General features: G+C 29.8%; 13 protein-coding genes and 1 riboswitch. All 13 genes read left to right on the plus strand.

All coding sequences use genetic code 11. From position 1 onward, the window contains the following. Positions 1 to 11: 11 nt before the first annotated feature. Positions 12 to 1,319, plus strand: a complete 1,308-nt coding sequence (gene dcm / locus JV173_RS00205; protein ID WP_205734275.1) for a DNA (cytosine-5-)-methyltransferase — start codon at positions 12 to 14, stop codon at positions 1,317 to 1,319. A gap of 18 nt (positions 1,320 to 1,337) precedes the next feature. Next, positions 1,338 to 1,610: a hypothetical protein gene (locus JV173_RS00210; protein WP_205734276.1), complete on the plus strand. Its 273-nt coding sequence runs from the start codon at positions 1,338 to 1,340 to the stop codon at positions 1,608 to 1,610. A 69-nt stretch (positions 1,611 to 1,679) separates the two neighbouring features. Then, positions 1,680 to 4,721 (plus strand): AAA domain-containing protein, encoded by a 3,042-nt coding sequence (locus JV173_RS00215; RefSeq protein ID WP_205734277.1) that lies wholly within the window; start codon positions 1,680 to 1,682, stop codon positions 4,719 to 4,721. A gap of 85 nt (positions 4,722 to 4,806) precedes the next feature. Continuing rightward, entirely contained in the window at positions 4,807 to 5,691 is an 885-nt protein-coding gene (locus JV173_RS00220; protein WP_205734278.1) for an MbeB family mobilization protein, read from the plus strand. Positions 5,692 to 6,002: 311 nt separating this feature from the next. Next, positions 6,003 to 6,133, plus strand: a riboswitch (cyclic di-AMP (ydaO/yuaA leader). Between the two features lie 29 nt (positions 6,134 to 6,162). Then, positions 6,163 to 7,497: a cation:proton antiporter gene (locus JV173_RS00225; RefSeq protein ID WP_205734279.1), complete on the plus strand. Its 1,335-nt coding sequence runs from the start codon at positions 6,163 to 6,165 to the stop codon at positions 7,495 to 7,497. A gap of 4 nt (positions 7,498 to 7,501) precedes the next feature. Then, positions 7,502 to 7,852, plus strand: coding sequence for a hypothetical protein (locus tag JV173_RS00230; protein WP_205734280.1), 351 nt, complete (start codon positions 7,502 to 7,504; stop codon positions 7,850 to 7,852). Positions 7,853 to 7,984: 132 nt separating this feature from the next. Further along, complete coding sequence (locus JV173_RS00235) at positions 7,985 to 10,063, plus strand: AIPR family protein (protein ID WP_205734281.1); 2,079 nt, start codon at positions 7,985 to 7,987, stop codon at positions 10,061 to 10,063. A 126-nt stretch (positions 10,064 to 10,189) separates the two neighbouring features. Next, positions 10,190 to 10,339, plus strand: coding sequence for a helix-turn-helix domain-containing protein (locus JV173_RS00240; RefSeq protein ID WP_205734282.1), 150 nt, complete (start codon positions 10,190 to 10,192; stop codon positions 10,337 to 10,339). Beyond that, complete coding sequence (locus JV173_RS00245) at positions 10,317 to 10,718, plus strand: hypothetical protein (protein ID WP_205734283.1); 402 nt, start codon at positions 10,317 to 10,319, stop codon at positions 10,716 to 10,718. Before JV173_RS00240 ends, JV173_RS00245 begins: the two co-directional genes overlap by 23 nt. Further along, the gene (locus JV173_RS00250; protein ID WP_205734284.1) at positions 10,705 to 11,760 is read left to right on the plus strand and encodes an alpha/beta hydrolase; all 1,056 of its coding nucleotides are present in this window, start codon (positions 10,705 to 10,707) and stop codon (positions 11,758 to 11,760) included. The genes JV173_RS00245 and JV173_RS00250 overlap by 14 nt, the downstream gene beginning before the upstream one ends. Positions 11,761 to 11,909: 149 nt before the next feature. After that, positions 11,910 to 12,167 (plus strand): co-chaperone GroES, encoded by a 258-nt coding sequence (locus tag JV173_RS00255; RefSeq protein WP_205734285.1) that lies wholly within the window; start codon positions 11,910 to 11,912, stop codon positions 12,165 to 12,167. 29 nt (positions 12,168 to 12,196) lie between these two features. Next, positions 12,197 to 13,810, plus strand: a complete 1,614-nt coding sequence (gene groL / locus JV173_RS00260) for a chaperonin GroEL (RefSeq protein WP_205734286.1) — start codon at positions 12,197 to 12,199, stop codon at positions 13,808 to 13,810. 88 nt (positions 13,811 to 13,898) lie between these two features. Next, positions 13,899 to 15,566, plus strand: coding sequence for a M28 family peptidase (locus tag JV173_RS00265; protein ID WP_205734287.1), 1,668 nt, complete (start codon positions 13,899 to 13,901; stop codon positions 15,564 to 15,566). Positions 15,567 to 15,715 lie beyond the last annotated feature (149 nt).

Here is a 15,715-nt window from a genome sequence, read left to right on the forward strand (position 1 = left end):
GAGGGACAAATATGAATGTAGTTGAATTATTTACGGGTATTGGATCACAAGCCAAAGCCTTGAGTAGAATTGCAAATAGGATGAATATCGAAGTTAACATTTTAAAGACATGTGAATGGAATATCCATGCTATTTTAGCATACCATTTTATTCATAATGGAAGTTCCTTACCAACTGATATTCAAGTATTAGATAAAAATCAAGTGCTTGAAAAATTAAATAAATTTCCTTTAAGTGCGGATGGCAAAATAAGAATTAATCCATCTTCTCTGAAATTTTATAATGAGGATCTTTTAAAAAACATTTATCATGCTATTATTGCCAACAATAATTTAGTTGATATCACCGAAACTAAAGGTCACGATATTCCAAACGAGACGCATCTTTTGACTTATTCATTCCCTTGTCAAGATTTATCAAACGTGGGATCTTTCCATGGATATAAAAATGGAATTGATAGGGATAAAAATACGCGAAGCGGTTTATTATGGGAAGTTGAGAGAATATTAGAAGAGAAGGTTTTAAATAACCAGCCTTTACCGAGATATCTTTTACTTGAAAACGTCACTGCATTAGAAGCTAAACGCCACGAAGGCAATTTTCAACAATGGAAAGAAAAATTAGAAAAATTAGGATATATAAATAAAGTATATCGTCTTAATTCGGAAGATTTTACAATTCCTCAATATAGAAAAAGATTAATTATGTTGAGTGTATATGTAGGTGATGATAATTCACTTAAAGATGCGATTAATAATTATTGGATTCAACATGATTTAGAAAATAGGGAATACCTCAAAACATTGAATTTAGTTAAACAAAAATTGGATGTATTTTTAAGAAGAGATTATTCAAATTCAGTTTATTTACAAGAAGCATTAGAAGCGCAGCCAAATGCAACAAACTCACGTTTAAAAATTTGGGAATTGAATAGCAAAATTGTTAATGAAAATGATGAAGTAAATAACAGAGTCCAAACCATAACTACCAAACAAGATAGACATCCAAATTCAGGTAACTTATATTTTGATCCAAAGAATGGAAAATCAAAATATAGATTTTTAACACCAAGAGAATGTTTTATATTGATGGGGTTTGATGAAAAAGACTATGAAATTTTATTAGAAAACAATTTTTATACACGAAAAAATTCCAAGTTTTTTTCAAGAGATGTACTATATAAACTTGCAGGGAATAGTATTGTAGTAAATGTATTAGAAGCAGTTTTTGAACAAATGGTTGAAATTGATAAATTATACTTGAGCAAAAGTATATTAGTATATAGTAGCATTAAAGATGAGGAGCATAAATTCATTTAAATTTAAAAGGGGATTTATATGATAAGTAAAATTGAACTACAAAGCTTATTGATTGAAGCTATAATTTTTCATGGTGGAAAAGCTACAATCGTTGAAATTTGTAAATATATATGGAACAAGTATAAAAATCAGCTAGAAAATTCTGGTGATTTACTGTATACTTGGCAATATGATATAAGATGGGCAGCAACACAACTTAGACACAAGGGAATATTAAAATCCACTAGTGAATCAAGTAAAGGCATTTGGTTTTTGTCAGAAGAATATTACAAAAAAATCCAGTCTAAATGAGATTGGATTTTTTTCTTTATTATATAATATAATAGAAGTACAATACAAATTCAACGGGATAAGTACTTAATGATAGAAAAATCAATCGCACAAGCAATCAAGTCAGCTAAATGGTTAGCTATTGAATATAGCAATTCTAATGATGAGATTACTAAATATTGGATAGCGATTAAGGACATCAACATAAAAAGTAAGTCTTTTATTGTTGATGCTTTTAATGTTGCTAAAATAAATAATGATACTAATGGAATTATATCGATTAGTGTTTTAATGGATAGAATCGTAAGTGCACATGTCATTGATAATACAACGTATCAGCAACCAGAAGAACTTATAGAGAAAATCCACAAAAATATTAATCAATTAGAGTGGCTTGGTTATGATTCATACAATAATCAAATATTAGACTATATCTATGAATGTATGAAACTTGAAAATATTGCATATCAAGAAGAAGTGACACTGGTTAAAGGTATAGACCAATCAAAACTTGAAGAAATTCCAACATTTAGTAAATACGTATTAAATTTAGAACAGATCAGCCAATTAGTTAGTAATTTGGAAACACTAGCTAAGAAGGATAGTCAAAAAAAATATGAAATAGTGACTTTAGCATTAAACCTTTTATCTATTAAAACAAAAAAAGGGTTATTTGTTGTTGCATATAAAGAACTTCAATTTGATCCAAAAGAAAAATCACTCATATTAAACCCAGAGACACTATTCAATTATGATTTTGCAAGTGAAGTAGAAGATTCACCGCATAATCTTAAACACTATTTAGATATTGAAACAGATGATTTTACCAAAATGTTCATCGATAACCCAGGTGAAGCTAAAGATCTTTTACAAGAAGAACTATCACCCACTGAGTCATTAGATACAAGACCATATATATTTGAACTTAAAAGATCACACTATGCACATATTGAAAGAGAATTAACGCAAATAAAGCTTGCAAAATCAAAAGATGCTTTAACAATACCTCTAGAAGCGTTCTTTGGCAATATGGATAAATCTAAGTTAAGCAGAAAAAGGAATTTTGATGTTGTCTTAATAGATGATCGATCAAATATTGATCAGTTAAGAGTAATATATAATGCCTTAGTACAGCCAATAACATATGTACAAGGACCTCCTGGTACAGGTAAAACAGCAACTATTATTAATACATTAATATCGGCATTTTTTAATGGGCAAAAAGCTTTAATTGCCTCTAACAACAATAAACCGATTAATGATATTTATGATAAACTTCAAAGCTTAGAAAGTTCTTACAAAAAAACAAAACTACCTCTACCTTTTTTACGTTTAGGAAACAGGGAAGCTGTTTTGAAGAGTTTGAACCATTTAAGAGAACTTCTACCATTTATTGAAAAATATAAAATTGATGAAGAAAAATTAAACATTCATGCCAAAAATAAAAAAGACAATATGAAGGAATTGAATAGTTTAATTGATATCTACGAAGAAAGATTAGAACTCATTGAAGAAATAGACACATTAAAATCCATGTATAAAGGATTAAAAGATTCAATGAGAAGTATAGCTATTCAATCAATTTTGAGTGAAAAAGAAGCACAGTTGAGCAAGCTTAAGGTCATACAAGATAGTGATGTAAAAAACTATATTACAAAAGCAGATAATGCTTTCTATACATGGTTATTCTTTACATCAATTAAATATTTAAAGAGAATCTTTGAACCGAAGAATGAGCAATTATTAAATATCATTAAAAGTGAAGCGGATGATGAAAGTAGAATTAATGAATTTAATAGTTATTTACTTGAACAAGAGAACTTTAAGAACTTATTAAGAATTTGTCCTATCATACTTACTACAAATCAATCTGCACATAGATTAGGTGAACAAACACCTTCTTTTGATTTGGTCATTCTAGACGAAGCTGGGCAATGTGCAATTGGTCCTTCCTTATTTTCGATTTCTAGAGGTCAAAGACTAATGCTTGTTGGTGATCAAAATCAATTAAAACCAGTAGTTACAATAGCACCAGAAACAAATAGAGTTTTAGTCAATAAATTTGGAATCTCATCTGCATACGATTATTTAGAAAATTCAATTTTACTCACCATGCAAAAGCAAGATACAATATCTAAGTTTATTTTATTAAGTTATCATTATCGATCTAGAAAGGATATCATTGAATTTAGTAATAGGAAATATTATAGAGGACAACTGAAAATTGAAACTCCTGAAAATAATCAATTACCAGATGCATTAGAATATATATCAGTTGATACGAGTGATGATAAATCTAAAGTAAAGAATGTCTCGATGAAAGAGATTGAAGCAATTATCAATCACATTAAGAAGTCAAAGGATGAGAATATTGGTATCATCACACCATTTAGGCATCAAGCAGAATTTTTAGAGGCATATTTAAAGGACCAAGGTCTTAGCGATGTTCATTCAGGTACGATTCATACATTCCAAGGTGATGAAAAGGATGTCATATATATTTCTACTGCAGTCACCAAAAATACAAATGAAAAAACATTTGACTGGGTAAAGAATAATCAAGAGTTATTAAATGTTGCTACTACAAGAGCAAAGAAAAAGCTAATATTAGTGTCTGATTTTTATGAGATTCAAAAACGTTCTACAATTTCTAATGACTTATATGAATTAATACAATATGTTAAGAAGCAAGGTAAAGAAGTTAAACTATCTGAATCAGAAACAACACAGTTTATTAATGGAGCAAACTTTAAAAACTATAATACAAAAAAAGAAGAAGAATTTTTTGAAACCATTAATCATATTATGAGTCTAGGATCCAAATATATAGTTAGACAAAAAGTAAGAGTTGCAACCATCCTCGACAAATTTACCAATCCTGTTAAATATGATTATGGTTTAAAAGCAGAGTTTGATTTAGTGATTTTTAAAATATTTAATAAATCTGAAATACCAGTACTTGTAATCGAATTAGATGGAGATGAACATCAGTCAAATATAGATGTAAAACGTAGGGATAAGTTGAAAGAAGATATATGTAAGGATAATAATATTCAAATTATTAGAATTAAAAATGATTATTCTCGAAGATATCTTTATATTAAAGATGTTTTATTGGAAATACTAAATTAGAATAAGAGGGAAAAAATGAACACAGATAAAATTAGTAAACTAAAGGATGATATACAAGCAAAAATAAAAGAAATAATTTAGTGAATTGATTGATCACACAAAAAAAGACGAAATAATAGTTGGTTTAAATTTAACTGACAGTATAGTAAATGGATTAAGTTCAGTACCAAATAATTTTGGAATTGATTTGATAGGAAAAACGATTGATACAATTTTTGATAATACATATAAGCACTTGAGCGGTAGTATTAACCCATTTTTAGAAAAATCTTCAGTGCATACAGCAATTTCAAATTTTGATCAACTTTTTGGATATTATAGAGAGATGCAAACTCAACTGGTAAAAATTTTGATTTTAGGAAGACCTGCCAATAGTAGAGTATTACAAAAATCTAGTGATCAGCAACTTAAATATCTTGAAGATAAACTAAACAAAAATATTACACAAATAGACAAAATATCATCATTAGCCAATGAATTTGAAGATAAACTAAAGACTACAATTGAATCTTTAGAAGAAAAAAGGAAAAATGGAATTTCAAAGATTGATAATGATATTTCGGTAAAAAGTAAAGATTATAAAAAAATTATTAATGATACATTATTACAAATAGATAATATCAAAACAGATTTTAGAACAGAGAAAGAAAGTTTGATAAAAACTATTTCGATAGAACTAGATGAATATAAGAATAAGGTTGAAGAAATAGTTGGTCTAATAAATGGAAGTGCACAAGCTGGAGTGTATAAACAAACAGCAGATAAATATCAGGTAGGTAAATGGATATGGCAGATTTTATCAATAGTATTTATTCTTTCAACAGCAACCATTGGTGTTTTAAGTATTTTTAATAATGATTTAATTGGCATTCCTAATGATTGGATACAATTAATTCTTCGTATTTTTATTACATTAACATTAGGTTCAGCATCTGCTTATTGCGCAAGGTTAGCACATAAAAACTTTTAACTTGAATTAAGGACAAGACTTACACATCTTGATTTATATTCGATAGATAGTTTTATTAAAAATGCAAAAGATAAAGAAGCTATTAAAGCTGATTTAGCTAAAAAGATTTTTGGAAATTTCAATGATATTGCTGGAATAAGTAATTCAGAGGATAGTCTTTTTCTAACTGTTGAGCAGATTGATAAATTTATTAAATTAGTTGATAAAATAAAAAAATTAACATAAATAGATTTATGCTTTAATTTCAGATTCTAAACTTGATATAAATCCATCACGCATAATTGACTTTTATATATATTCATATATACTAGATATGTCGTACTCCGAATCCATTCGAGTGGGGGAACCAATTTTTTGGGGTGAATCGTATAGAAATATATGTAAGGGCACTTTAATGCTCTGAATCCGTCAGCTAACCTCATAGGAGTCATTAAGGGATAAAAATACACATATTTCTAAGAGGTGATACGAATGGATCAAATTTATCTTTTAATCTTTAAAATCGGCATCGTATTAGCTGTCGGTTTTATTGGTGCAATTATAGCCAGAAAACTTAAATTACCTAATGTTTCTGGTTATTTAGTTTTAGGCTTATTATTAGGTCCTTCATTAGGATTAATCTTTCCAGGATTTAAAGGAATTATTACGATTGAAGAAAATGAAGGTTTAAACTTTATTTCACAAATTGCTTTAGCATTCATTGCTTTCTCAATTGGAGCTGAGTTCTCTATTAAAGCAATCAAAAAAGTTGGTAAAGCAGTACTTGTTATGACAACAACCGAAGTTATCGGTGCAGTACTTGTTGTCTTAACTGTATTATTTTTCTTACCAAAACCAGAATACATTATGCCAGATGGATATAATCCATTTACTAATCAAAATATTGCATTTGGATTAATCTTAAGTGCAATGGCAGCTGCAACAGCACCTGCTGCAACACTAATGGTTATGCGTCAATATAGAGCATATGGACCAGTTACAAAAGCAGTACTCCCTATTACAGCACTTGATGATATCTATGGTATTGTCGTATTTGGATTCTTTATCTCAATTGCTCAAAGTTTAGTACCACTTGGTGAAATTCCACCTGTTTGGTTATCAATTGCTAAACCATTTATTGAAGTTTTTGGTTCAATTATCATTGGTTTAATCGCAGGTTGGGTATTATCAATTATTGTCAATAAATTTGATAAGTTAAGAGATGATCTACAAGTAATTGCATTAGTTGCAGTGTTCTTATCTGTTGGTGGACTAACTCTATTAAATGGTATAACAGAAGAATGGGGTATCTCATTCTCACCACTTTTAGCAAATATTATGATTGGTACGACAATTGCGAACCTTGCTAAGAAACCAGAAAAGACATTTGGTGCAATCAATGACTTTGCTACACCATTCTATGTTATCTTCTTTACATTAGCGGGTGCATCATTAGATCTTGCAATCCTAGGTTCAGACCCATTAATCCTATTACTTGCTGGTGCATTCATTCTTGCACGTGGATTTGGTAAATGGAGTGGAATTGCAGTTGGAGCAAATATGGTGAATGCAGAACCAACCGTTAAGAAATACTTAGGTATTGCTTTATTACCACAAGGTGGCGTTTCAATTGGGTTACTCGCAATTGTATTTACACAAATGCCTCATATGTATAAAGAAATTTCAACAATCATTATGTTATCTATTTTAGTTTATGAAACATTAGGACCATTATTTGCTAAGTTTGCTATTGAAAAAGCTGGAGAAATTAATGGTTTAGATCGTTTAGAAGAAATCTCAGGCCTAGAAGGCATCGAAGGAGAATAAAATTATGCAAGTATTATTCTTAGTATTAAATGATTTATCTTATCTAGATAAAGTTCTAGAAAAGTTTGTTGAATTAAAACTTCGTGGTGCAACAATCCTTGATTCAGAAGGTATGGCTCAAGCAATTATGAAGAACGAAGGTTTATTTGGTGCATTACTTGGCGGACCATTTGCAAAATCTTCAATTACACAAGGTAGTTCAAAAACAATCTTTACTGTAATTCCAGAAGAAGAAAAAGTAAAAGTCGTTGTTGAAGAAATTAGAGCATTAATTGGTGAAGCACACAAGAATGGTGCAGGATTTATGTTCACTTTACCAGTATCGGGTATTTTCCCAATTAAACATAAAGAATAATTATTTGAGTGCATGTTGATGACATGCACTTTTTTTGAAATAAAAATAACAAGAAATATACCGTACTAAATACTTGCTCTATTTTCAATATTATGATCTAATAGACTTAATAAGACAAAAAGAGGGATAATTATGTTTAGTAAGTACTATGAAGAGTTGGTGGACTTATATTTTGAAAATGATTATACAGTTATCAGTTATCATTCACCATTGAAGGATTTATTACCAAGATTGTTTTTATATTATCAGATTTTTAATGCAGATCAGGTAAAAATTGATGAATTAGAAGAGATTATGATTCATAATGCATACATTCAAGCAATTTTACCAAGTGAAATTGACGAACAAACTTTTGATGTTTATGCAACGATTGAAAAAGAAGATCTAGAACCAAGCAAAATAATTTCGAAATTAGATAAAATTGATAAATTGATTATCAGTGCATTAACATTAAGCAATAATGATACAAGATTAGTTAGAGAAAGACTTTTGACTTTAAATGCAATTAATCATGATGAATTAAGAGTAGTTTTGTTATCTGATGCATTTTTAGATTTCAAATTTAAAAGTGAATTAAAAGATGTCATAACTAATTATAAGAGTCAGTTAAGTACGATAAGTTATAATATCATTTTTGGTGAAGATGTTGAAGAGTTTATTTATGAGATAGATGCACCTACACTATATGTAAAAGATGGACAACTTGAATTAATGAGTGATACATCATTAATTCATGGTGAAGAAAAATCGTTAGTAACAAGTATATCAGCTAAATCATTAAAAAATGTATTTCAAAAATCAGCCAATCATGGTTTGTTTGCAAGTAATCTAAGATATTATGTAAAATCTGCAAAGATAGATGAAAATATCAAATATACCATTCAAGAAGAACCGGATAAATTTTGGTATTTTAATAATGGTATAACAATAACTTGTGAAGATTATTGGATTGAACGGAATATTATTCATTTGATTAACTTCTCAATTGTAAATGGTGGACAAACAACTAATTTAATTGGAAATACACAATTTGAAGAAGATTTTCCATTATTGTGCAAAATTATTAAACCTAAATATCAAAATTACGATGACAATTTAATGTTTTTAACTAAAATTGCTGAAACAAGTAATACACAGAAACCAATTAAAACTAAGGATTTAATTGCGAATAGAATTGATCAACACAAATTAAAGAGACAAATGAGTGATATTGGGATATATCTTCAAATTAAACGTGGTGAGAAGATAAACAAATCAATTTATAAGGAACCGTGGCAAAATGCAACCAATGATGAATTAGGACAAATGATCTTTTCCTTTGTATATCAACATCCTGGGTTAGCAAGAAACAGTAAGAATAAAATGTTGTCACATGAACCTTACTATAAAAAAATTTATAAGAATAAATATAGTTCCGATCTTTTAAAATCATTCCAATATTTAAAAGTTGAGTATCATAGATGGAAAAATGCAGTTGCTAAAAATTATGACAATCCACCAGAAATGATAGGTATGGCTAAAAATGGTTTTTTTTGGATGTTAGGTGTTTTAGGGTTCTTAACGAAAATGTATTACAATGATCAATTGAGATATCAAATTAACAAGGAAGATACTTTATTTCCTATGAGAACAAATGATTTCATGCCATTTGTATCTCAAAACGACATTGGGCAAATTAAACTTCTAAAAGATTATAATTCATTTGTACGTAGATCAAGTAGTTATCCATTGTTTGATTTTATTTTTAATGATATTATTGTGCCTACGTATATTAAATTTAAACAACAAAATCCTGCTTTTGCATACTCTAATTTCACTAAAAATGATACGAATTATTATAAACATGTGTTACCTTTTGTTACATTGAAGTATAGAGCAGATTCCAAATATGGTTATGAAATACTAAACAAATATTTTGAGCCTAAGTCTGATGAAAATTGCGCAAGATTATTAACTTTAGAAGAAATTGAAGAGGTTGACAAACCTGAGTTAACTGATCTTTTAAAAGAGTATAGAAAACGTAAATGGATTGAAGGAAACAAAGAATTACCAGCATATTTCATCCTAACAAATGCTCAAATTGATAAGGTTTCAAGTTCATTACCGAGAACTACACAACAGTTAATTTTTGAATGCAAACTAAACTCAATACAAGTGAACAAATATGGCTCTGAAATATTAGAGATTGTATCAAGATATCTTCCAAAATAAGAATTCAAAGACTAGAACTCATGAAGTGAACCCTATTTAGTAGACAATAAAAAAAGGGTATTCAAATCAATAAAATAAAAAACTTAAACAAACACTTCTATAATCAAATTATGGAGGTGTTTTTTTATGGCAAAGAAAGGTCAAACATTTAAGAAATATGATTTAGACTATAAGCTTAAAATCATAAAAGAGAAGCAAGAAGGGATAAGTTATCGTGAACTCAGTAAGAAATACGGTGTCTCAGAGAAAACTATTGAAACATGGATGCGAATTTGAATTCTTTAACAGTTTGAAATTAGTCTTTATTGTGATAGCAGTCACACTTTTAATCTCATCTATCTATGCCTCATTCTTTATGCATCAAGCTAAAAACACAAACTTACTAATAACCTTATGGTTAGCATCAGCTGTTTCATTTATGCCTATATTCTACAAAGACATAGAAAAGATTAATCCAAAAGCAATCAAACCATGGATCAATCATTTAGCATTTATATTAAGTTTATTATGTATTACATTAATAAATGTCAGTACATTTATGTTTAGTGGATTATGGTGGTTAAGATTACTTTTAGGCGTATTAATTGCAGTTTCATTTATCACTTTAGAGTATCTCAATAGAAAGAAGGAGGTAACTTCAAATGAAAACAATTAAACTTGTATTAATTAGTTTCATTGGCATTACATTCGTTCTCTTTAGTCTTGTTGTTGCAGTACTTGCAACAATCTTTACAACACCTAATGGTTTATCTTTCTTATTAAGACAAGTTTGGAAAGATGTACCTGAAGGATACCCACAAGCATACTATGATGTTGAAGAGAATTTAGCATTTGATTTGGATCTTACTTATCCTTCTAAATATGGCGAAAATCAATATGATATCATTAGACCAAAAGCCGAAGGAACTTATCCAATTGTACTTTGGGTTCATGGTGGTGCATTTGTGTCAGGGTCTAAAGATTCGATCAGAGTCTTTGGTGCATTACTTGCAGCAGAAGGTTATACAGTTGTCTTAATGAACTATGAAGTATCACCTGAAAACAATTATCCAAGTGCCTTAATTCAAGTCAATGAAATGATAGAACACATCTTTGATGTCATTGGTAAAAACACAAATATAGATGACTCTAAAATCGTCATCGGAGGCGATTCAGCTGGTGCACACATCGCTGCAAACTACGCACTCATTCAAACGAATCCAGTTGTATCAGAAAACTTAGGCATTCCTAAAAATGAACGTTTAAATTTAGCTGGTTTATTACTTTATTGTGGACCATATGATTTAGAAGCATTTGATCAAATGATTACAAGACGTTTACGTAGTGAGAATGAATCAAATCCACTTGCAGGTATACTAGATTTCTTCATTGATCAAGTAGGTTGGTCCTATCTAGGGTATAAAGATTGGAAAAATTCACCATATATTGATTACACAAATATCGTGAACTTAGTAACTGCAGATTTCCCAGCATCTTATATTACTGATGCGAATACTGTTTCATTTATGGAAGATGGTATAAGTCTTGCAAGTAAACTTCAAAATCAATTAGGTGTTGATGTAACAACATACTTCCCATCAATGATTTATGATAAGGACTATGTACATGAATATCAATTTGACTTTATTGAAAATGAAGTTGAAGCTTTCCAAAACTTAGAATTAACAGTGCAATTCCTAGAACAAGTTTTCGCATAAAATTGATTTAACCGGAACATAATGATTGCTTCGGTTTTTATTTTGTAAAATTTTTTTGTGCAAGGTGTTGACAAGAAAACTAACTTGATTATAATAATAATTGAAATAGCACTCAAAGTGAGAGAGTGCCAGAAATGGAGGTGTAAAGAATGCTGAAACCATTAAATGACTATGTGGTTTTATCATTTGAAAAAGAAGAAGAAAAAACCAAATCTGGTATTATTTTATCCACTGAAGAGAAGAACAACCAATCATTTGGTGTAGTGGTTGCTGTTGGTCCTAAAGTGGATAATTTAAAGACAAATGATAAAGTCATATATCAAACCTATTCAGGTACAAAGACTAAAGTTGATGGTAAGGAATACTTACTCATCAAACAAGAGCACATACTAGCCATCTACGAATAAAATTAAATATTAACAAAGGAGTGATATTTATGGCAAAAGAAATTAGATATGGCTCATTTGCAAAAGACAAAATTTTAACTGGTGTCAACAAGCTTGCTGACACAGTAAAAATCACATTAGGACCTAAAGGTCGTAATGTCATTTTAGAAAAATCATATGGTTCACCACTCATTACAAACGATGGTGTATCTATAGCAAAAGAAATTGAACTTAAAGACCCATATGAAAATATGGGAGCAAAACTAGTTTATGAAGTAGCAAACAAAACAAACGATGAAGCAGGTGACGGTACAACAACTGCAACTGTCCTTGCACAATCTATGATCCAAAAAGGATTTAGAGCAGTTGATAATGGTGCAAACCCAGTACTTGTTAGAGAAGGTATTCTATCTGCTGGTAAAGAAGTTGCTAAAAAAATCCTAGAAAAAACAAGACATATTGAAACAAAAGCAGATATAGAAAATGTTGCATCAGTTTCTGCAAATGATAGAGAAATTGGTTCAATCATTGCAGATGCAATGGATAAGGTAACAAAAAACGGTATTATTACCGTTGATGAATCTAAAGGCTTTGAAACAGAGCTTGAAGTTGTTGAAGGACTTCAATATGATAAAGGTTATGCTTCTCCATACTTTGTTTCAAACAGAGAAACTATGACTGTTGAGTTTGAAGATCCATATATCTTAGTGACAGACCAAAAGATTTCAACAATACAAGAAATCTTACCAGTTTTAGAAGAAGTTATTAAGACAAATAGACCTCTCTTAATGATAGCTGAGGACTATGAAAATGAAGTCTTATCTACATTAATCTTAAATAAATTAAGAGGTACATTTAATGTAGTTGCAACCAAAGCTCCAGGCTTTGGTGACAAACAAAAAGAAATGTTAAGTGATATAGCGATTGTTACCAATGCAACTTTCTATACAAAAGACCTTTCAATGAAATTAAAAGATGCTAAATTAACTGACCTTGGTTCAGTAAGTAAGGCAATCATTAAAAAGGATACAACAACACTTGTCGGTGGAAAAGGCTCTAAATCAGCAATTGATCAACGTATTGATGAATTAATGAATCAAATAGAAAATTCAACTTCAGAATATGATAAGAAACAAATTCAAGAACGTTTAGCTAAATTAACTGGTGGGGTAGCAATCATCAAAGTTGGTGCTGCAACTGAATCAGAATTAAAAGAAAAGAAACTCAGAATTGAAGATGCACTGAATGCAACTAAAGCTGCGATTGCAGAAGGTATTGTTGTCGGTGGTGGTGCAATTCTAGTTGAAGTACATGAAGAACTAAAAGATACTTTAAAACATGATAATCAAGATGTTTATAAAGGTATGAAGGCAGTTCTAGATAGTTTACTTGTACCTATCTATCAAATTGCTGAAAATGCTGGATTTGATGGACAATCTATCGTAGAAGAACAAAAACGTCAACCTAAGAACTTTGGATTTGATGCAAAAGAAGGTACATGGGTAAACTTAATTGAAAAAGGTATCATCGACCCAACAAGAGTTACAAGAAACGCAATTCTAAATGCATCAAGTATTGCTTCTTTATTAATCACATCAGATGCAGCTGTCATTGAACTTAAAGAAAAAGAATCAAATGTTCCAATGATGGATCCATATCAATAATAATTATCAATTAACTGCTAAGGTTATTCCTTTGACCTTCAAAGTATTTTGTACTACAATAAGTAGTACAGGGTATAAGGAGGGTTTTATGAAAACCTTAGCATTTTTTAATACTAAAAAGTTACCGATTATCTTTTTAGCGGTTACTTTATTATTGTCTTTATTTGTTTTATACACACCAGGTGCATCAGCTAAAAATGACACGACTCAATTTAGTGCTGTACGTGCCCAAGAACATATTGAAGTAATTTCAAGAGAACCACATTCTTACTATGATCGTGATGCACACGAAGATGTAAGACAATATTTAATCTCAACTTTAAGTGACTATTTAGGTCCTTTTAGAGTGACTGAGTTTAATTATACAGTCGATCAAGTTAAAACAGAGCTAGAAGCTAGTTATCCATCATTTGATCCAGATGAAGTTTTATATCCAGTTGAAAACGTCCTAGGTGTTTTACCAGGTGAAAACCCAGAAGGTATTATGTTAGTATCTCACTATGACTCAAGAGGTCATGTTGGAAGAACTGGTGAACAAGGTCGTTCATACGGTGCAATGGATGATGGTTATGGTGTTGGTACCATGTTAGAACTTGCATATCTTTTAAAAGATAGCAATCCAAAGAACTCTATTTACTTCTTATTTACGGATGCAGAAGAGGTTGGACTCTATGGTGCAATCATGGCTGCAGCAGAACAAACATTAATGGATAATGTTAAATTCATTATTAATTTAGAGTCTCGTGGTAGTCATGGACCGGCTTATATGTTTGAAACATCTGCAAATAATGCAAAAGTTATTGATTTATACCGTAAAGCAAATTATCCAGTTACCTATTCAATGGCAACAGCAGTCTACGAGTTAATGCCTAACTTCACAGACTTTACACCACTCATGGAAACTGGTAAACCAGGTTTAAACTTTGCTGTACTTGCTGGACTTGATAATTACCATACACCTTTTGATCGATATGAATTTATAAATATCTCAAGTATTCAACATATGGGTTCTCAAATCGAACCAGTTATTAGAGAATTCATCAGTGATAGTAAATATATAGAAGATAATTACTTTACTGCAGATTCCAATCAAGTGTTCTTTACAATCTTTGCTGGTATTATGATTAATTACTCGCAAGTTTTCGCAATCATTCTTGCGTTCCTATTACTTGTATTATTTGGATTTGTAACCTTCTTAAAGGTTAAAAATCAAACATTAACCAAAACAACCTTTACAAAGACCTTATTTAAAGGGTTATTGTTATTCTTATTGATGGTTGTCGTTGGTCTAATTTATGGATATGTTGTTGCATTCCTTGGTAAAGTGCCATTTAGTGTGACTTACACTAGAGTATCATTAACTGAAATACCAACAGCACTATTGATGATAGGACTTGCAGTCATTATGATTAAGAAATTTAAATCATCAAATGATGATGCTTTATATATTGGTGTTATGTTTAATGTCTTATTAACATTAGTGACAACATTTACACTAGAAGGTGCATCATTCTTATTCGCTTTTACTGCACTGTTTGGATTAGTTGCAATATTTACAAACTATATTCCAAATAAACTAGCAAGACAGTTAGTATATGGTATATCATACGCATTTATTCTATTTATGTTAATCCCAATTCTTTATTCATTCTATAATGCATTAACAGTAGGTGGAACAGTTGTTTTAACAGTCTTATTAACAATAAATGGTTCAGTAGCTTTACCAATCATTAATAAACAATTTGTAGAAGAATAACAAACTTAATAAATAATTCATTAGAATGAATAAGATATCAAAAGACAACTCGTTATATGCATAATTTAAAGGAAAAGCATCTTCATATTTTTCAATGAAGATGTTTTTAATAAGAATAAAAAAAGAATGAAGTAAATCATATAATGTTA

It is taken from the genome of Acholeplasma equirhinis (assembly GCF_017052655.1).
Classification (GTDB): Bacteria; Bacillota_I; Bacilli_A; order Acholeplasmatales; family Acholeplasmataceae; genus Acholeplasma; species Acholeplasma equirhinis.

Excerpts from the sequence above, each read along its gene's own strand:
- JV173_RS00215 (WP_205734277.1), top strand. The coding sequence starts at position 1,680 with ATGATAGAAAAATCAATCGCACAAGCAATCAAGTCAGCTAAATGGTTA.
- JV173_RS00235 (WP_205734281.1), top strand. The coding sequence starts at position 7,985 with ATGTTTAGTAAGTACTATGAAGAGTTGGTGGACTTATATTTTGAAAAT.
- JV173_RS00230 (WP_205734280.1), top strand. The coding sequence starts at position 7,502 with ATGCAAGTATTATTCTTAGTATTAAATGATTTATCTTATCTAGATAAA.
- JV173_RS00265 (WP_205734287.1), top strand. The coding sequence starts at position 13,899 with ATGAAAACCTTAGCATTTTTTAATACTAAAAAGTTACCGATTATCTTT.
- JV173_RS00240 (WP_205734282.1), top strand. The coding sequence starts at position 10,190 with ATGGCAAAGAAAGGTCAAACATTTAAGAAATATGATTTAGACTATAAG.
- JV173_RS00225 (WP_205734279.1), top strand. The coding sequence starts at position 6,163 with ATGGATCAAATTTATCTTTTAATCTTTAAAATCGGCATCGTATTAGCT.
- JV173_RS00210 (WP_205734276.1), top strand. The coding sequence starts at position 1,338 with ATGATAAGTAAAATTGAACTACAAAGCTTATTGATTGAAGCTATAATT.
- groL (WP_205734286.1), top strand. The coding sequence starts at position 12,197 with ATGGCAAAAGAAATTAGATATGGCTCATTTGCAAAAGACAAAATTTTA.
- JV173_RS00255 (WP_205734285.1), top strand. The coding sequence starts at position 11,910 with ATGCTGAAACCATTAAATGACTATGTGGTTTTATCATTTGAAAAAGAA.
- JV173_RS00250 (WP_205734284.1), top strand. The coding sequence starts at position 10,705 with ATGAAAACAATTAAACTTGTATTAATTAGTTTCATTGGCATTACATTC.
- dcm (WP_205734275.1), top strand. The coding sequence starts at position 12 with ATGAATGTAGTTGAATTATTTACGGGTATTGGATCACAAGCCAAAGCC.